The organism is Arcobacter sp. CECT 8989 (assembly GCF_004116715.1).
GTDB lineage: Bacteria > Campylobacterota > Campylobacteria > Campylobacterales > Arcobacteraceae > Halarcobacter.
Genome location: NZ_PDKE01000003.1, coordinates 1 through 16652 on the forward strand (window position 1 = coordinate 1; position 16652 = coordinate 16652).

Below are 16652 nucleotides of genomic sequence, written 5' to 3' on the forward strand. Positions count from 1 at the left end.
AGCTAAAATCAACTAGTCTTTTCATTATTCTTTCCCTTGTTAATTGAATATTTAAATATTCTAACAAGTGAAAGTCAAATGAAAGTCAAATGAAGTTTATAATCAAATAATTTCTTTAGTTTTATTTACATACTTAAATAATAAAATAAAAAAGTCTTGTTTTATAACTATAATTACTATTTTTTTTAATTAATTTAAAAATTAAAATTTAAAAAACCTTATTATGCTAATATATCCTTTTTATTTATGAAGGACAATATTATATGAAAGAGAAGATATATTTAATTCCTGGTCTTATGACAGATGAAAGACTATGGAGTAAGTTAACACCTTATTTAGATGAAAAATATGAATTAATACATTTACCAATACCTTATAGTGAAGATTTTGATGAAATTAATAAAATATTAGATGAACAAATAGAAGATGAAAAAATCAACTTATTAGGTTTTTCTTTAGGTGGTTATATAGCTTCATATTATGCAGTTACAAATCCTAAAAAAGTAAAAAGACTATTTTTATTAAGCTCAACTCCTAGTTCAACAGAGCAAAAAGATATTCCACGAAGAGAGAAGAAACTACAAGAAGCAAGAGAAGGTAAGTTTACTTCTTTAGATGAGAGAAAAGCAATTGATCTTTTAGAAGTAAAAGATGATGAAGAGTTAGTTGATATTGTATGTGATATGTTTAACAAGCTTGGAAATGAAGCTTTTACTCCTCAACTAGCCCTTACCCTAAAAAGAGAAGAGTTATTTGAAAAGTTAAATGAACTTGATATTCCAACATATCTTTTTTATAGTTTAGATGATAGATTGCTAAATCATACTTCAGTTAAAGCTTTAGAAGGTGTTGAACATGATTTTAAAATTAACTATAGAGTTGGGACAAGTCATAATATCTCATTGGAAGTTCCAAGGGAGTTAAGTTTTCATATAGAAAACTGGATGAAAATTTAAAAGGAAATAATAGATGACATTTAGTGATTTTGGTTTAAAAGAACCAATAAACAAAGCCCTTGAAAATATAGGTTTAGAGAAACCAACTCAAATTCAAGAAAAAGTAATTCCTTTAGTTTTAGAAAAACTTGATGTTATGGCTAAAGCACAAACGGGAAGTGGAAAAACAGCAAGTTTTGTTCTTCCTATTTTAGAAAACTTTTTAAATAATTCATATGAAGGTAAAGCTAAAGTAAGAGTTTTAGTTCTTGCTCCTACAAGAGAACTAGCACTTCAAGTATCAAAGACTTTTGAAGATTTAAGTAAATATATTAAAAAAAGACCCAAGGTTGTAACTCTTATTGGTGGAGATGATATTTCTCAACAACTTCTAGATGTACAACAAGGAAGAGATATCGTTGTTGCTACTCCTGGAAGATTACTTGATATTATCTCTAAGAAGCAGATTAATTTATCTTTTGTAGAGTATTTAGTTCTTGATGAAGCTGATAAAATGCTTGATTTTGGTTTTCAAGAAGAGTTAGATTTATTATTAGAGCAAATTCCTTCAAAAAGACAAAACTTACTTTTCTCTGCAACTTACCCTGAAAAAGTATTAGAAATCGCTTCAAAGATTACAAAAGAAGCAAAAGAAGTTTTTCTAGAAGAGAAAGAAACTGTTGAACTTATAAATCAAAGAGCAATAAAAGTAAATAGTGAAAATAGATCAGCTCTTTTAAGGCATTTACTTAAAAAAGAGAAGTTTGAAAAAGTATTAGTTTTTATGGCTACAAATAGAGCAGCAGATAATTTAGCAGCAAAATTTAGAAAATATGGCTTTAATGCAGAGTCTTTTCATGGGCATTTAGACCAAGAAGAGAGAAACTATACATTAGAGGATTTTAAAAACAAAGAGATAGATATACTTTTCTCTTCTGATATTGCTGCAAGAGGTTTACATATTGACAATATTACTTGTGTTGTAAACTATGATTTACCTAGGTCTCCTGCTGATTATGTTCATAGAATAGGAAGAACAGCAAGAGCTGGTAAAAGTGGAAATGCAATATCTTTTTTAACTTTAGAAAACTATGAGCACTTTAAACTTATAGAAAAGCGTTCAAATATCAATCTTGAAAAAGAAGAGATAGAAGGGTTTGAGTTAAAAGGTACCCCACAAAAGAAAAAAAAGGGTGAAGCTCCTGTAAAAGGAAAAAGAAAAAGTAAAAAAGATAAATTAAGAGAAGCTAGAGCTAAGAAAGAGAATTTATAAGGTTCTCTCTTAGTTTCTAGCAAGTACTTCTATTAGGTGATATCCAAACTCTGTTTTAACAGGACCCACTACTTTATTAAGTGGAGTTTTTTTAGTGAAAACCACTTCATCAAACTCTTTTACCATATCACCTTTAAAGAAACTTCCTAAAAAACCTTTCCTTTTACCTGTTGGACATTTAGAGTACTTTTTTGCGGCTTTTTCAAATATAATATCACCTTCTATTAGTTCTTCTTTTATTTTTTGTGCAAGTTTTTTATTTCTAACTAATATATGTCTAGCTGTTGCTGATGCCATATAAGTACTCCTTTGTTTTATGGAATTTTAACATAAAGAGCTTATGTCTAATCCTTTTTTATAAAGTGCAAAGATATTAATCGTTCTAAAACATCAATAACTTCTTTATCATCACTTAATGATTCAACTATACAATGAATACAAGCTTGGTATTCATCAAAGCCTTTTTTTATAAGTTTAGCTGCATATACTAAAAGTCTTGTGGATACTGCTTCTTGTATATCTGTATCAGTTAACTCTCTTATTTCATTTGCAATATTTACAAGTTTTGTAGCTATTTTCTCATCAATACTACTCTCTTTTATAATAATTTGCTTCTCTTCTTCTTTTTTAGGATAATCAAAACTTAAAGAGATAAATCTTTGTTTTGTACTTGGCTTCATTCCTTTTAAGATATTTTGATAACCAGGATTATAAGAGACAACTAACATAAAATCAGGATGAGCTTCTATTGTTTCACCTGTTCTATCTAAAGGAAGTACTCTTCTGTAATCTGCAAGAGAGTGTAAGATAACAGTTGTATCTTTTCTTGCTTCAATTATTTCATCAAGGTAACAAATTCCTCCATATCTAACTGCTTTTGTAAGAGGACCATCCTGCCAATATGTACCATTTTCAGAAATCAGATGTCTTCCTAATAAATCAGAAGAAGTTAAATCATCATGACAAACAACAGTATAAACTTTTCTATTTAGTTTCTCTCCCATTGCTTCAATAAATCTTGTTTTCCCACAACCAGTTGGACCTTTTATTAGTACGGGTAAGTTCATCTTTTCAGCAGCTAAAAAAAGTTGCGTTTCATTATTTTGTTCTAAATAGTAAATATCATTAGACATTTCAATCCTTTGTTAAATTCATATATATTTCTGGTAAAATTTTTGGAAGTTTTTTTACATTTCTAATTACAGTGAAACCATTTTTCCCAAAAAGATAAGCCAGGTAACTTTTAGCTTCCAAATCAATAGTTATGCAAAATGGTACAATTCCTTTTGCCTTTACTTCATTGATAGCTTTTTTGGTATCTTCTATACCATATCTTCCATCATATTTATCTACATCATTTGGTTTACCATCACTTATTATTAGAAGTAATCTATTTTTTGTTTTTTGAGTTTCTAGTATTTTAATTGACTGTCTTATTGCTGCACCTAGTCTTGTGTAGTATCCTGGTTTTATGTAATCAATTCTTCCTCTTATAGTATCGTTGTACTTTTCTTGGAAGTTTTTGATTAAATGAAACTTAACATCTTTGTTTTTTAATGATGAAAAGGCATATATACTAAAGTTATCTTGCAGTCTTTCTAATGCTTCAGAAAATACAATAAGTCCATCTTTTATCATATCTATTACTCTAAGTTCGGAATTAATACCAGCTTCTGTTGATAATGAAGTATCAGCAAGAATCAGGGTACTCATATCTCTTGTATTTTTTTGAAAGCTTTCAAAAAAGTTTTGTTTATCTAGGTTTTTATTTTTTGAACTTTTGTAATCAATCCATGTATTTAGATTTATTTCATCACCACAATCAAGATTACTTCTTTTTATCTTATCTAGTTGCATTAAATCTAGTTCATGTTGAACTTGATTTGTTATTTTTTTCAATCTTGTAGGAAGTTTTATAGCTTTTATATTTTTTGTAAATATTGGATTTATATTAACAAAATTCTCTAAATATTTTTGTTTTTTATAATCCCATTCATTTAATGAAAAGTTCGATTTTATAGGATACTCTTCAATTACATCATTTTCAATATCTAAATCCATTTTTATTCTTGCGTTTAGATTTGCTTTTTTTCTTCCGATTGTTATTTCATCTAAATCCTGTGCATTAAATAGGGCATTTTCATCAAAACTATCATCTTCACTTCTATCAACATTTACTCTTTCTAAAATACTCATTAGTCCTTCAGGTAAAAATACTAAAAGTCCATCAGTTTTTGATTTATCATCAATTTTCTCAACCTTTTTTTTCATAAGTAAGGTTTCTGTCTTATCTTTTTGTTCTTTATTTCTATAAGGTTCATCTTCTTCAAATTTTTCAATAGTTTTTTTCATTTTTAAAGATGGATAAACCCACATATAAAAAGGTTGTATTTCTAAAATATTTTTAGTACTATTTTCATCTAACTCTTTTATAAACTCTAGTTCTTCATATTGTTCAAAGATTTCATTTGAACTGTTGTGATAAAAATCTTGAAAACCTTCATATTTAGATAATAGATATTTTGTTGTTTTAATATTACTAGAGATGATGTTTTTTTTATTTACATCAATATTACTCATCATTGCAATAATCCAAAAATATAGAAGTTGATTTGATTTTTCATCTTTAAAGTAAGAAATAGAAGGAGGGAGATAAAGACCCTCTTCATCTTGCCATGGAAGATAAAACTCTTTTCCCACTCCAGAAACTTTTTCACTTAGAGTTCTTCTTTTTTTTAAAATGGAACGTTTATCAGTTATATAAAGTTCTTTTGTTTTATCACCTCCTAAAAGGTGATAAAATATTCTTAATACTTTTTTATTGTCTTCAAAGAAAACCGTTTGTTCTTCAAAGTTTTTTCTTGCTTTTTTAGTAATATATTTATCCCAAACTTTTCCGATATACTCTTCCATTTTTCTTCTTTAGGCTATTGATTCTTTTGGTTCTTTTATAAAGAAACTATATAGATAAGTTAAAAGCCCAATTACAGTCATAACTCCAAATAAAACTCTTACTTTATACACAGGGATTAGATGCTCCTGTGTTGACATAAAGTTTAGAGCTTCTCCTGATTGGGGCCATCTTTGAAGAACAATTTGCCAAACTCCAGCAACTGTTAAAGCAAGAGTTAAACCTAACATTCCTATAACCATTAGCCAAAAAGATACTCTTTCAACTTTTTGTGCTTTTAAAGAATTACCTTTTAACCTACCTCTCATTATAGGCATTGAATAAGAGATTATTGTAAATGCAATCATTATATAAGCACCAAAAAATGCTAAGTGACCGTGAGCTGCTGTTAATTGAGTACCATGTGTGTAGTAGTTTACAGGAGCTAATGTATGAATAAACCCCCAAACTCCAGCACCTAAGAAGGCAATTACAGCAGTTCCTTTTGCCCATGTAAGAGCTATTTTATTTTCATGGAAAACTCTTCTTTGTCTTTCCATTGCAAAGGCATATAAAACCATTAAGAAAAAGGGTAATGGTTCAACAGCTGAAGCAATAGAACCTAACCATAACCAATAATCAGGTGTACCAATATAGAAGAAGTGATGTCCCGTACCTATGATTCCTGATACTAAAGTCATTGCAATAATTAGATATAACCATTTATCAATATGTTCTCTATCTACACCTGTTACTTTAATTAGAACAAAAGATAAAATAGCACCAAGGATTAACTCCCAAACACCTTCAACCCATAAGTGAACAACAAACCACCAGAAGAACTTATCTTCAGCAAGATTTGCAGGAAGATAAAATGCAAATAAAAATAAACCTGCTAAACCTAAAAGACCTGTTAATAAAACTACAGTAATAACTGTTTTTCTACCTTTTAATACTGTCATTGCAATATTAAAAACAAAAGAAATAGCAACAATTACTATTCCTATTTTTATAATAGTAGGTTGTTCTAAAAACTCTCTTCCCATAGTAGGAAATAGGTGATTATATGTAATCTCTGTTAATGTTGCATAGGGAACTAGTAAATATCCAAGTATTGTAATTACACCTGCAACTGCAAATACCCAAAAGGTAATTATTGCAAGTTTTGGACTCCATAATTCTCTTTCTGATTCTTCTGGGACTAAATAGTATGCAGCTCCCATAAAAGCAAAAAGAATCAATACAATTAGTAGGTTTGTATGTACCATTCTTGCAACATTAAAAGGAATTAGAGGAAATAAAAAATCTCCATTTATATACTGTAATCCTAAAACTAAACCAAAAAGCATCTCTCCTGCTAATAGAAGTAGTGCAAAAATAAAATATGGTTTTGCAACCATTTGTGAACTATATTTCATCTGTATTATCCTTCAATGTTTGGTGGCCATTCATTATCATCAATCCTTGATGTCCAAATTAGAAAATTTGCTAAATCTTCAACTTCTTTATCAGTAAGATTAAATTGAGGCATTTTTCTTCTATTTTCTATATCTAAAGGTTGTGAAGCCATCCATGAGCTAAGGTATGTTTTAAAAGTTTTTTCATCTTTTAATCCTCTTCTATCAAATACATTTGCAAGTTCAGGAGCATAATAAGCACCTTCTCCCATAATTGTATGGCAACCAACACAGTTGTATTTTTCCCATACATGTTTACCATCAGCTACTGATTGTGTAAGTTTATCTTCATTTGTAAGTTCAGGAAACTTCTTTACTGTATCAACTGTAAGTCCTACAAAGAGTAATATAAAAAACAAACTTCCACCAAAGTAAATATTACGAGCCATGTTTTTCGTAATTTTTTCATTCATTCTAACTCCTTTTTAAATTCTACCTTGAGGTAGTATTTTGGAATATTATCATTGAATATTTAAATTCTACCTTAAAGTAGAATTTAAAATGTTTTTTATGGTTTAATAGAAAATTATGTAAAATGAGAAAAGTAAAGGGAATAAATGCAACTACACAACACAACAAAATATGCAATAAGAATATTATGCTATATCGCTGATAATGGAAATGAAAAACTATATAGTGCAAAAGAGTTATCAGAGATATTAGGTATTCCTTATAAGTTTTTAACAAAAATAATGATTGAACTAGTAAATGCAAAGTTTGTTAAGTCGATAAAAGGTAGAGAAGGGGGATATGAACTAATAGCAGAACCTTCTAAAACTAGCATTAAAGATATTTTGGAGACATTTAAGGACTTAGAAGAAGACACTACTTGTATCTTAGGGATAGGTCATTGTGATTGTAATAACAAGTGTGCATTACATGATAAATGGGTTGAACCTAGAGCTTTAATTAGAAAAATGTATGAAAATACTACCTTAGAAGATATCAAAGATAAAGATTTTAAGTTATAATATAAAGTATTATTAATTAAACAGGAGTTTACTATGATAAGAATTTTTGTTTTAATGGTTTTTTTATTAGCAGGTATTTTGTTTTCAAATACTAATAATTTTGAATATAAATTAGAAACAGTTGTTTCTAACCTTGGCAAGGTATGGGGTATGACTTATCTAAATGAAAAAGAGGTTTTATTTACTCAAACAAATGGTGAGATAGGAATATTAAATTTAGAGAAAAAAGACATTAAATATTTATTAAATACACCGACTGTTTATCATAAAGGACAAGGTGGTTTATTAGACGTACAAAAAAGTCCAAATTTTAATAAAGACAGAACACTTTATTTTACTTATGTAAAAGAAGTAAACAAAAAAGGTGTAACAACTTTAGCAAAAGCAAAATTTATAAATAATGAACTTCAAGACTGGAAAGATTTACTTATAACTAAATCTGAAAGTAATACTTCAAGGCACTTTGGAAGTAGAATAACCTTTGATGAAGAAGGACATTTATATTTTACTGTTGGTGATAGGGGAGTTAGACCAAATGGACAAGATTTAACAACTCATGCAGGAACAGTAATAAGACTAAACTTAGATGGTACTATTCCCAAAGATAACCCTTTTATAAAAAATTCAAATGCTTTAGATGAAATATACTCTTATGGACATAGAAATATTCAAGGAATTTTTTATGATAAAAAAAATAAAAATCTATGGGCAATAGAACATGGTCCTAGAGGTGGAGATGAGATTAATTTAATAGAAAAGGGTAAAAACTATGGTTGGCCTGTTATCTCTTTTGGAAAAGAGTATTGGGCTCCTATTTCTGTAGGGGAAGGAACTCATAAAGCAGGTATGGAACAAGCAAAAAAGTATTTTATACCTTCTATTGCACCTAGTTCTTTAATAGTTTATTCTGGAAAACTGTTTAAAAGCTTAGAAGGAAAACTTTTATCTGGAGCACTTAAACTTACTCATCTAAATATTATAACTATGAATGAAAACAATGAGTTTGTAGAAGAAAAAAGAGTTTTAAACGAGTATCATCAAAGAATAAGAAATGTTATAGAGTCTCCTAAAGGGGAACTTCTTCTTTCAACAGACAGTGGTAAATTTTATATTTTGACTAAGTAGTTTCATATAGTGAAACTACTTCAGATTAATATATTTTACATATATATTATTAACTCTAGTTGTATTAATATTTTCTAAACTTAATCAAGGAGTAGATGATGTCAAAAAGAATTTTAGTATTAGCAGGTGATTTTGTAGAAGATTATGAATTAATGGTTCCTTTTCAAGCACTATTAATGTTAGGTCATACTGTTGATGTAGTTTGTCCAGATAAAAAAGCAGGAGAGCAGATTAAAACTGCTATTCATGATTTTGAAGGTGATCAAACATATACAGAAAAGCCAGGACATAATTTTACATTAAATGCAACATTTGATGAAATTGATGAGACAAGTTATGATGCACTTGTAGTTCCAGGTGGTAGAGCTCCTGAGTATATTAGACTTAATCAAAGAGTATTAGAGATTGTAAAAGATTTTAATAACAAAAATAAACCAATAGCTTCTATTTGCCATGGTATTCAAGTTTTAGTTGCTGCTGATGTAGTTAAAGACAAAACTTGTTCTTGTTATCCAGCTTGTGCACCTGATTTAAATATGAAAGGTGGTACGTGGATTGATATTGGTTTTGAAGCTGCACATGTAGATGGAAATCTAGTTACTGCTGCTGCTTGGCCTGCACATCCAGCTTGGCTTGCAAAATTTAATGAACTTTTATAAAACTTGTGCAAAACTATTAAATTAGTTTTGCATAAGGACTCAAATGTCAACACAGCTACAATCTTTAACAAAAGGTTTACAAGTTTATAAAGAGATAGTAAACTATGGAAAACCTATTTTAGCTTCAACTCTTTGTGATAGATTAGATATAAATAAAAGTACTATGTCTAGGATTTTACAAACCTTAAAAGATGAAAATTATATTACCTATTTAGATAATTCAAATGATATTATTCCAAAGTCTTTAGAGAATAAAACTACTCAAAAAACAAAGATACAAATCTTAGTAGAGAAAACAAAACCTATTTTAGAAAATGTTTATGAACTCACAAAAGAGTGTGCTTATTTTGGGGTTTTTGATGATTATAAGGTTTTATATGTAAATCAAATTGATAAATCTAATAGGAAAATAAAAACAAGAAATAACATAGGTCTTCAAGCTCCTTTGCATACAAATGCTTTAGGTAAATCAATCTTAGCCTTTGGAAACTATGATTTAGAACTTATAAAACTAAATCAATATACTCACAATACAATTACTGATATGAGCTTTTTAGAACAGGCAATTGAAGAAGTAAAAGAGAATGGCTACTCAATTGATAATAGTGAATATCAAGACAATATGTCTTGCGTAGCAGTTCCTTTATTTAATCATGAAAATATATTAATAGGCGCGGTTGGTATTTCTGGAACAAAAGAAAGATTATCTATCGAAAAACTTAACTCTTTAGGAAAAGATATTTCAAGGTTAGTTGAAAGTTATAAAGTTGTTTGCTAAAGAGTGTTAGTGTCCTCGACCTAACATCTCAGTAGCTTCTGTAATGATTAAAAATCCTTCTTCTGGGTCTGTTTCTTTAAGCATTTGTCTTAAAACTTGAAGTTTGTTTACCTCTACAATTAAAAGAATCATTCTTTTATCTTGTCCTTCAAAAAGTCCATCACCTTTTATAATTGTTCCTTCAGGTCCCAGTTGTTCAGTGATTTGTTTTTTTAATTCATCTGTTTTTTTACTTACTAGATAAACAACTTTTTTGTTTAATCTACCTGTTAAGATAGTGTCTATTATTCTCGTTGTTACATAGATACTTACAATACTGTATAAAACTCTTGCTACATCATCAAAAATAAATAAAGAAGAAAGAATAATAAGTGAATCAATTACAAGTATTACTGTTCCTGGCTTGATTTCACTTTTTGAAGCAACTATTCTAGCAATAATAGTTGAACCTCCAGCACTAGAGTTTCCTTTGATAACAAGGGCAAGTCCAACTCCAATAAAGATACCACCAAAAATAGAAGCAAGAGGCATCTCTAAAACAAAAGGTTTTAACATAATAACTTTATCAAAAAAATCAATTGCAAGGGAGATTATTAAAATAGTGATGATAGTTCTAACAGCAAACATTTTACCAAGGTATTTCCATCCTATAAGTACTAAAGGAAGGTTAACAGCAGCTATAAGTGTACCTATTGTAAGTGGTGTTATATAGTGTAAAAGTAGGGCAAGACCTGCTGTTCCACCTGTAATTATCTTATTTGGAGAGAAGAAGCCTACTATTCCAATAGCTAGAATAATAGATGCAATAAAAATATATGCATAGTTTTTTAACTCTTGACTAAAATTGAATTCTTTCATTAGTATCCTAATTTTTTAATGGAAGAATAGCAACTTTTTAGTAATAAAAAGTTTATTAGTGCAATTAATATATAATTTTTTAGTAACTATCTAGGTCTAAATTTAAGTAAATCCTCTAAATGGTTTTCATAATTATATTGATAAGTAGTTAGGTTTATTTTTATAATTAACTCTTCATGGGTATTAAAAATAACATCGATAGTATATGAAGGTTTTAAAAAAGGTGTTGTATTATACTTTGATTTTAAAGATAATACAGTTTCTCTTAGTGTTTTAAAATCTACATCTTCTATAGTATTTATATATTCAACAAGCTCTTGCTTTGTTTTTTCTATATATTTTTCCACATCATAATTATTATTTACTTTATATTTAAACTCAACATAGTCTAAATCAGGGATTGCTTTATGAATAATCTCTTTTTCATTTAATACTTTGTTCTCTAGTGATAAAAGCTGTCCAGTCATCTCATTTTTGTAAATTGTTTTAAATAGATTTACCTTTGATATTTTACAAACCTCATTTGGTTTTTCTTTAAAGTAAAACTCCATTCCTTCGTAAATAGTTGTTAAAATAGAAGACTTATAGGCTAAACCTAAAAAGATATTATTTAGCTGTTCTTTTATTGAAAATAGAAGTATTAATATTAGTGCTGATAAAACAGGAATTACAACTGCAAGATTATTATTTGAAATAATTAAAAATGAAATAAACAAAAATATTGCAATGTAGAGCTTTGAAAGGTTTTGTCTTTTTATATTTAGGTTTGCTTCAAGATTTATTCTTTTTAATTCTATTTGTGTTTTATTGATTTTACTTTTATGATATCGATTTAAAGCAATGATATTAATAATATAAACTATTAACATTGTAATTGTTAATAATATAAGTCTACTATAGTCGAAGTCATTTAGTAAACTAAGTAGATTTTCTAAATCAGTAAATAGATTTTTAAGCATGTTCATTTATATATTTCCATTAAATTATTTTAAAAGCGTATTATACATTAGTTTTTTAAATAAATGAAAAATATTAAGAAAAATTAGAAGATAAAATAAAAAGTAGACCTAAGTCTACTTTTTTAATGGCTTTGTAGATTTTTAGGTGTACATTTTTTTGAGATAATACAAAGTGGACAAAAATCAACAAGTCCTGCTACTAAAGGAATGATTCCTAAGTAAAACCATGCAATACCTGTAAAATATCCAACTGCAATTAGTACTATACCAATTAGAATTCTAAACTTTCTACAAAAATTTCTAAACTTATCAAACTTGTTCATTATAAGTTCCTTTTATCTTTTTTTATAATTTTAACTTATTAAACTTAAATAAATTTTACTTATAATAATTAGGTTGGTCAAGATTAATGATTTTTTAATGCTACGTTTTGTAGATATAATATTTTAATTAATTTAAAAGAGGATTTTTATGAATAAGGAACAAGTAAAAAAAGAGTTTGCGCAAGTTATTAGAAATGCAAAAATAGCAGCTGCGATTTTTTTTATACTATTAACTCCAAGTATAGTAATGATTATAAAAGGTGTTGACCAGGTATTTGGACAAGGTCAAGATTTTTGGTTCCGTGCAGGGATTGCTGGTTTTGTAATATATATGGGCTTTACAATATTCTTATGGAAGTGTCCAAAGTGTAAAAAGTTCCCAGGTCGAGGATGGTTTAGAAAAGAGTGCCAAAGTTGTGGGACTGAACTTTCATAAAGGCTTTAAGCCTTTATGTCTTTAGTTTTTAATTCCTTTATTTACACCCTTGATATTTATTTCTTCAAGATTTATATCTGATTGATAAACTAATACTTCAACTCCATTTGAAGTTACTTCTTCAAAAATCTCATTATATTTTTTATCTATTTCATGGGCTATTCTAAAAGGTAAGTTGTCTGTTCTTTGAATAACATAAAGCATAACAGCTCTATGACCTTCTTTTACCATATCTCTTAATTCTTCTAAATGTTTTTGACCTCTAGTTGTTTTTGCATCAGGAAAAGCAAGAGTCTCACCTAGATTTAGACTTACACTTTTGATTTCAACAAAGCATTTTTTATTGCTGTCATTATTCCAAAGCAAAATATCGATTCTACTATTTTGATTTCCATACTTTTGTTCTGGCTTTAGGTTATCATAGCCTTGAAGTTCTTTTATAGTTCCATTTTCAATAGCTTCAATGGCAATTTTATTTGCAACACCTGTATTTGTACAAATGAGGTTTTCACCCATCTTTGTTAGTTCTAAAGTATATTTTAGTTTTCTTTTTGGATTATCATGAAAAGTAACCCAAACATCACAGTTGTCTTCAATACAGGAAGTCATAGCTCCACTATTTGGCACGTGGGCTGTTATCTCTTCACCGTTATCAAGAGTAATGTCAGCTAAAAATCTTTTATATCTTTTTATAAGTTTTCCATGTATTAATTCTTCAAATTTCATAAAAGGCCTTTTTGTTTTTTGTATTTTATATAACTTGGCTTATTTTTTTATAAAATCTACAATATAGAAAAAGTAGCTATAATTTCCCATGGAAAAAATAAAAAAAGTTTTTGTAGATGGAAGTGTTAATCCAAAGAGTAAAGTGGGTATTGGTGCTTTTTATCTTTGTGATGAGATAGAAAATTTTGATGAAAATGAAATCAAGATAAAAAAGTTTGAGGATACATCTTCAACAAAATTAGAACTAGAGTGTTTACTTTGGGCTTTGAAAACTATTGATAGTAAAGATAAACTTCTTATTTATACTGATTGTCAAAATATCTTTTCTCTTTTAAATAGAGAAGAAAAATTAAAAAAGAATAACTATTTTACTTCCACAAATAAAAAAATCAAAAATCATCTACTATATGAAGAGTTTTTTTATCTAAATGAAAAATATGATTTAGAGTTTATAAAAGTAAAAGGTCATAAAAAAAGCTCATTAAAAGATGAGATTGATTTAATCTTTTCAAAAGTAGATAAAAAAGCAAGAAAAGAGCTTAGAAATATAACTTTAGATACAATTTCAAAATGAAAGAATTAATAACAGAACAAGGCTACCAAAAGTTTGTAAGTGAATTTAATAAGCTTTTAAAAGTAGAAAAACCTCATTGGGTAAAAGAGAAAGAAATAGCAGCTCAATTTGGTGATAGAAGTGAAAATGCTGAGTATATTTCTGCAAAAGAGATGATTAGAAATATTGATAAAAGACTTAGGTTTTTAGATAGAATTATTAAAAATAGCGATGTAATTGATATAAATAAAATTCCCCATGAAAAAGTGAACTTTGGCTCTTGTGTAAAGCTTTTAGATTTAGAAACAGAAGAAGAAAAAACTTTTTGTATAGTTGGAACATATGAAACTAATCCAAATGAAAACCTAATCTCAAATAAATCTCCCCTTGGTAGAGCACTTTTAGCAAAAGAGTTAAATGAAGAGTTTGAGTTTACAATAAATAATGAAACATATGAATATGAAGTAATAGAGATAAAAAAATATGAATATAAATGATTTAGAAAATATTCTAAAAGAGAATTTAAAAAATAAAACAAAAGAGTTTAAAAGAGTTTTTCATGGTAGGGGAAATTTCTATGAAAAATTCTCTTTTTTAACAATTGATAGCATAGATAAAATACTATTTACTGTCTTTTTTGAAGAGATAGAAAAAGAAGTAGAAGAAGAGCTTATAAAACTTTTAGAGTTAATTTATAAAGAGTATGACTTTGAGTGTTTAATCCTTCAACGAAGATATTTAAATGGTGGAGAAAATGAAGTATTAAAAGGTATTTTGCCAAAAGTGACACAAGCTATTGAGCATGGTTTAAAATATCAATTAAACTTTTCAAATAAAAATATTGGGTACTTTGCAGATATGAAAAAAGGACGAGAGTTTATCTCTTCAATTTGTGAAGGTAAAAATGTCTTAAATCTATTTTCATATACCTGTGCTTTTTCTGTAGCTTCTATAAATGCAGGAGCAAAGCAAGTAGTAAATGTAGATATGGCTAAAAATGCTTTAAATACTGGACGTGAGAATCATACAATAAATGCTTTGGATTTAAATAAGGTCAAATTTTTACCTTTTAATATTTTAAAATCATGGAGTAAAATAAGAAAATTTGCACCCTATGATATTATAATTATAGACCCACCTTCTTTTCAAAAAGGAAGTTTTGCGGCAACAAAAGATTATAGAAAAATAATAAGAAAACTTGATGAATTAGCATCTGAAAAATGTGTTGTTTTATCATGTTTAAATGCTCCAGAACTAGACTCAAACTTTATAAAAGAGTTGTTTAAAGAAGAAGCTTTAAGTTTTAGATTTATAAGAAAAATTGATAATCTGAGTACATTTCCTACAGACAATGAAGAAAGAAGTTTAAAAAATTTGGTTTTTGAAAAAGCTTAATATTTTTTTAGATAAAATCTGCCTACTTTAAGAACAGGGAAATCGCATGGTTGAAAAAAATCGTTGGTTAATGGCTTTAGCGGCAGTGGGTGTTCATATTTGTATTGGGTCTGTATATGCTTGGAGTGTATATGTAAACCCAATTCAAACACAAATGAACTGGACTTTGACAGATGTAACAATAGCATTTAGTATTGCTATTTTCTTCTTAGGATTAAGTGCAGCACTTATGGGAAAATTTGTTGAGAAAAATGGACCTAGAGTTTCTGCAATCATTTCTGCATCTTTATTTGCTTTAGGAACAGCTGGGTCTGGTTTAGCAATTTTGATGGAATCAAAAGCTTTATTATACTTCTTTTATGGAGTATTAGGTGGATGTGGTTTAGGAATAGGGTATATTGCTCCTGTTTCAACACTAGTTAAATGGTTTCCTGACAAAAGAGGAATGGCAACTGGACTTGCAATTATGGGATTTGGTTTCGCTTCAGCAGTTTGGGGACCAACAATTGAAATCCTAATTGAAAAAGTTGGAATTGCTTCAACATTCTTTATTTTAGGTGCTACATACTTTGTTGTTATGTTCTCATCAGCATTATATTTAGAAAAACCAGAAGAAGACTATTTACCTAAGAAGTTTAAAAAGAAACTAAAAGAGGGTAAAAAGAAATTAAAAAAAGACTTACAAACTTTAGGTTTAAATGAAGCTGTTAAAACACCTAGATTTTATGGTCTTTGGGTAATGCTATTTATCAATGTTACTTGTGGTATTGCAATTATTGGTGTTGCTTCACCACTTTTACAAGAAGTTATAGGAATCTCAGCAATAGCAGCTGCAGCAGCAGTTGGTTTAATGGGTATCTTTAATGGTGCAGGAAGAATCTTCTGGGCTTCATTAAGTGATTATTTAACAAGACCAGTTGTTTATATTATTTTCTTTTTAACACAAGCTATTGCTTTTTATGTATTACCATCAATTACTGAGATTATGATTTTCCAAGTTGTTTTATACTTTATCATGACTTGTTATGGTGGTGGTTTTGCTTCTATTCCAGCTTATATTGGTGATATCTTTGGAACAAAAGAGCTTGGAGCTATTCATGGGTATATTTTAACTGCATGGGCAGCAGCAGGTTTAGTTGGACCACTTATTATCTCTATTGTAAAAGATATGACAGGAAGTTATTCTCAAACACTATATGTATTTGCAGGGTTCTTTGTAATTGCCTTATTTGTATCAATTGCAATGTTAATAAATATCAAATCAATTCAAAAAAAACAAAAACAATAAACTAAATAGATTAAAAATAGACTCTA

20 protein-coding genes are annotated in these 16652 nt (G+C 28.2%); 11 read left to right on the forward strand and 9 right to left on the reverse strand.

What is annotated here, in order from left to right; translation table 11 throughout:
- Positions 1 to 263 precede the first annotated feature (263 nt).
- Together CRV02_RS03510 and CRV02_RS03515 are read left to right on the forward strand one after the other, a co-directional pair.
- Positions 264 to 956: an alpha/beta fold hydrolase gene (locus CRV02_RS03510; RefSeq protein ID WP_129089188.1), complete on the forward strand. Its 693-nt coding sequence runs from the start codon at positions 264 to 266 to the stop codon at positions 954 to 956.
- Between the two features lie 13 nt (positions 957 to 969).
- Positions 970 to 2208, forward strand: a complete 1239-nt coding sequence (locus CRV02_RS03515) for a DEAD/DEAH box helicase (RefSeq protein WP_129089189.1) — start codon at positions 970 to 972, stop codon at positions 2206 to 2208.
- A gap of 9 nt (positions 2209 to 2217) precedes the next feature.
- Here the strand turns inward: CRV02_RS03515 and CRV02_RS03520 are convergent, their stop codons facing one another.
- Genes CRV02_RS03520 through CRV02_RS03540 form a run of 5 tightly spaced genes read right to left on the reverse strand, consistent with a single transcriptional unit; the run spans position 2218 to position 6968 of the window.
- Positions 2218 to 2505, reverse strand: coding sequence for a peptidylprolyl isomerase (locus CRV02_RS03520; protein WP_129083304.1), 288 nt, complete (start codon positions 2503 to 2505; stop codon positions 2218 to 2220).
- A gap of 47 nt (positions 2506 to 2552) precedes the next feature.
- Positions 2553 to 3341, reverse strand: coding sequence for a CbbQ/NirQ/NorQ/GpvN family protein (locus CRV02_RS03525; protein ID WP_129089190.1), 789 nt, complete (start codon positions 3339 to 3341; stop codon positions 2553 to 2555).
- Position 3342: 1 nt separating this feature from the next.
- Complete coding sequence (locus CRV02_RS03530) at positions 3343 to 5121, reverse strand: nitric oxide reductase activation protein NorD (protein WP_129089191.1); 1779 nt, start codon at positions 5119 to 5121, stop codon at positions 3343 to 3345.
- A 9-nt stretch (positions 5122 to 5130) separates the two neighbouring features.
- Positions 5131 to 6516: a cbb3-type cytochrome c oxidase subunit I gene (locus CRV02_RS03535; protein WP_129083307.1), complete on the reverse strand. Its 1386-nt coding sequence runs from the start codon at positions 6514 to 6516 to the stop codon at positions 5131 to 5133.
- A 5-nt stretch (positions 6517 to 6521) separates the two neighbouring features.
- Entirely contained in the window at positions 6522 to 6968 is a 447-nt protein-coding gene (locus tag CRV02_RS03540; protein ID WP_129089192.1) for a cytochrome c, read from the reverse strand.
- 144 nt (positions 6969 to 7112) lie between these two features.
- On the opposite strand from CRV02_RS03540, the gene CRV02_RS03545 reads away from it, so the two are divergent.
- From CRV02_RS03545 to CRV02_RS03560, 4 genes are all read left to right on the forward strand, one after another.
- Positions 7113 to 7526, forward strand: a complete 414-nt coding sequence (locus CRV02_RS03545; protein WP_129089193.1) for an Rrf2 family transcriptional regulator — start codon at positions 7113 to 7115, stop codon at positions 7524 to 7526.
- Positions 7527 to 7559: 33 nt separating this feature from the next.
- Entirely contained in the window at positions 7560 to 8651 is a 1092-nt protein-coding gene (locus tag CRV02_RS03550; RefSeq protein WP_129089194.1) for a PQQ-dependent sugar dehydrogenase, read from the forward strand.
- 98 nt (positions 8652 to 8749) lie between these two features.
- Positions 8750 to 9310 carry a DJ-1/PfpI family protein gene (locus tag CRV02_RS03555; protein ID WP_258238967.1) on the forward strand — a complete coding sequence of 187 codons (561 nt, stop codon included), beginning with the start codon at positions 8750 to 8752 and terminating at the stop codon, positions 9308 to 9310.
- A gap of 43 nt (positions 9311 to 9353) precedes the next feature.
- Positions 9354 to 10088, forward strand: coding sequence for an IclR family transcriptional regulator (locus tag CRV02_RS03560; RefSeq protein WP_129089195.1), 735 nt, complete (start codon positions 9354 to 9356; stop codon positions 10086 to 10088).
- Between the two features lie 6 nt (positions 10089 to 10094).
- Here the strand turns inward: CRV02_RS03560 and CRV02_RS03565 are convergent, their stop codons facing one another.
- From CRV02_RS03565 to CRV02_RS03575, 3 genes are all read right to left on the reverse strand, one after another.
- Positions 10095 to 10946: a YitT family protein gene (locus CRV02_RS03565; protein ID WP_129089196.1), complete on the reverse strand. Its 852-nt coding sequence runs from the start codon at positions 10944 to 10946 to the stop codon at positions 10095 to 10097.
- A gap of 86 nt (positions 10947 to 11032) precedes the next feature.
- The gene (locus CRV02_RS03570) at positions 11033 to 11911 is read right to left on the reverse strand and encodes a hypothetical protein (protein ID WP_129089197.1); all 879 of its coding nucleotides are present in this window, start codon (positions 11909 to 11911) and stop codon (positions 11033 to 11035) included.
- 116 nt (positions 11912 to 12027) lie between these two features.
- On the reverse strand, positions 12028 to 12228 hold the full coding sequence (locus tag CRV02_RS03575; protein ID WP_129083315.1) for a DUF2892 domain-containing protein: 201 nt from the start codon (positions 12226 to 12228) through the stop codon (positions 12028 to 12030).
- A 148-nt stretch (positions 12229 to 12376) separates the two neighbouring features.
- On the opposite strand from CRV02_RS03575, the gene CRV02_RS03580 reads away from it, so the two are divergent.
- Complete coding sequence (locus CRV02_RS03580; protein ID WP_129089198.1) at positions 12377 to 12664, forward strand: hypothetical protein; 288 nt, start codon at positions 12377 to 12379, stop codon at positions 12662 to 12664.
- Between the two features lie 21 nt (positions 12665 to 12685).
- Here CRV02_RS03580 and sfsA read toward each other — a convergent pair whose 3' ends face one another.
- Positions 12686 to 13390, reverse strand: a complete 705-nt coding sequence (gene sfsA / locus CRV02_RS03585; RefSeq protein WP_129089199.1) for a DNA/RNA nuclease SfsA — start codon at positions 13388 to 13390, stop codon at positions 12686 to 12688.
- 88 nt (positions 13391 to 13478) lie between these two features.
- Here sfsA and CRV02_RS03590 point away from each other — a divergent pair, with 88 nt between their 5' ends.
- From CRV02_RS03590 to CRV02_RS03605, 4 genes are read left to right on the forward strand one after another with little or no spacing between them, the layout of a single operon-like run.
- The gene (locus CRV02_RS03590; protein ID WP_129089200.1) at positions 13479 to 13964 is read left to right on the forward strand and encodes an RNase H family protein; all 486 of its coding nucleotides are present in this window, start codon (positions 13479 to 13481) and stop codon (positions 13962 to 13964) included.
- On the forward strand, positions 13961 to 14440 hold the full coding sequence (gene greA / locus CRV02_RS03595) for a transcription elongation factor GreA (protein ID WP_129089201.1): 480 nt from the start codon (positions 13961 to 13963) through the stop codon (positions 14438 to 14440). Before CRV02_RS03590 ends, greA begins: the two co-directional genes overlap by 4 nt.
- Complete coding sequence (locus tag CRV02_RS03600; protein WP_129089202.1) at positions 14427 to 15338, forward strand: class I SAM-dependent methyltransferase; 912 nt, start codon at positions 14427 to 14429, stop codon at positions 15336 to 15338. The genes greA and CRV02_RS03600 overlap by 14 nt, the downstream gene beginning before the upstream one ends.
- 46 nt (positions 15339 to 15384) lie before the next feature.
- Positions 15385 to 16626, forward strand: a complete 1242-nt coding sequence (locus CRV02_RS03605) for an OFA family MFS transporter (RefSeq protein WP_129089203.1) — start codon at positions 15385 to 15387, stop codon at positions 16624 to 16626.
- The last annotated feature ends 26 nt before the right edge of the window (positions 16627 to 16652 follow it).

Excerpts from the sequence above, each read along its gene's own strand:
- CRV02_RS03510 (WP_129089188.1), top strand. The coding sequence starts at position 264 with ATGAAAGAGAAGATATATTTAATTCCTGGTCTTATGACAGATGAAAGA.
- CRV02_RS03515 (WP_129089189.1), top strand. The coding sequence starts at position 970 with ATGACATTTAGTGATTTTGGTTTAAAAGAACCAATAAACAAAGCCCTT.
- CRV02_RS03520 (WP_129083304.1), bottom strand. The coding sequence starts at position 2,505 with ATGGCATCAGCAACAGCTAGACATATATTAGTTAGAAATAAAAAACTT.
- CRV02_RS03525 (WP_129089190.1), bottom strand. The coding sequence starts at position 3,341 with ATGTCTAATGATATTTACTATTTAGAACAAAATAATGAAACGCAACTT.
- CRV02_RS03530 (WP_129089191.1), bottom strand. The coding sequence starts at position 5,121 with ATGGAAGAGTATATCGGAAAAGTTTGGGATAAATATATTACTAAAAAA.
- CRV02_RS03535 (WP_129083307.1), bottom strand. The coding sequence starts at position 6,516 with ATGAAATATAGTTCACAAATGGTTGCAAAACCATATTTTATTTTTGCA.
- CRV02_RS03540 (WP_129089192.1), bottom strand. The coding sequence starts at position 6,968 with ATGAATGAAAAAATTACGAAAAACATGGCTCGTAATATTTACTTTGGT.
- CRV02_RS03545 (WP_129089193.1), top strand. The coding sequence starts at position 7,113 with ATGCAACTACACAACACAACAAAATATGCAATAAGAATATTATGCTAT.
- CRV02_RS03550 (WP_129089194.1), top strand. The coding sequence starts at position 7,560 with ATGATAAGAATTTTTGTTTTAATGGTTTTTTTATTAGCAGGTATTTTG.
- CRV02_RS03555 (WP_258238967.1), top strand. The coding sequence starts at position 8,750 with ATGTCAAAAAGAATTTTAGTATTAGCAGGTGATTTTGTAGAAGATTAT.
- CRV02_RS03560 (WP_129089195.1), top strand. The coding sequence starts at position 9,354 with ATGTCAACACAGCTACAATCTTTAACAAAAGGTTTACAAGTTTATAAA.
- CRV02_RS03565 (WP_129089196.1), bottom strand. The coding sequence starts at position 10,946 with ATGAAAGAATTCAATTTTAGTCAAGAGTTAAAAAACTATGCATATATT.
- CRV02_RS03570 (WP_129089197.1), bottom strand. The coding sequence starts at position 11,911 with ATGAACATGCTTAAAAATCTATTTACTGATTTAGAAAATCTACTTAGT.
- CRV02_RS03575 (WP_129083315.1), bottom strand. The coding sequence starts at position 12,228 with ATGAACAAGTTTGATAAGTTTAGAAATTTTTGTAGAAAGTTTAGAATT.
- CRV02_RS03580 (WP_129089198.1), top strand. The coding sequence starts at position 12,377 with ATGAATAAGGAACAAGTAAAAAAAGAGTTTGCGCAAGTTATTAGAAAT.
- sfsA (WP_129089199.1), bottom strand. The coding sequence starts at position 13,390 with ATGAAATTTGAAGAATTAATACATGGAAAACTTATAAAAAGATATAAA.
- CRV02_RS03590 (WP_129089200.1), top strand. The coding sequence starts at position 13,479 with ATGGAAAAAATAAAAAAAGTTTTTGTAGATGGAAGTGTTAATCCAAAG.
- greA (WP_129089201.1), top strand. The coding sequence starts at position 13,961 with ATGAAAGAATTAATAACAGAACAAGGCTACCAAAAGTTTGTAAGTGAA.
- CRV02_RS03600 (WP_129089202.1), top strand. The coding sequence starts at position 14,427 with ATGAATATAAATGATTTAGAAAATATTCTAAAAGAGAATTTAAAAAAT.
- CRV02_RS03605 (WP_129089203.1), top strand. The coding sequence starts at position 15,385 with ATGGTTGAAAAAAATCGTTGGTTAATGGCTTTAGCGGCAGTGGGTGTT.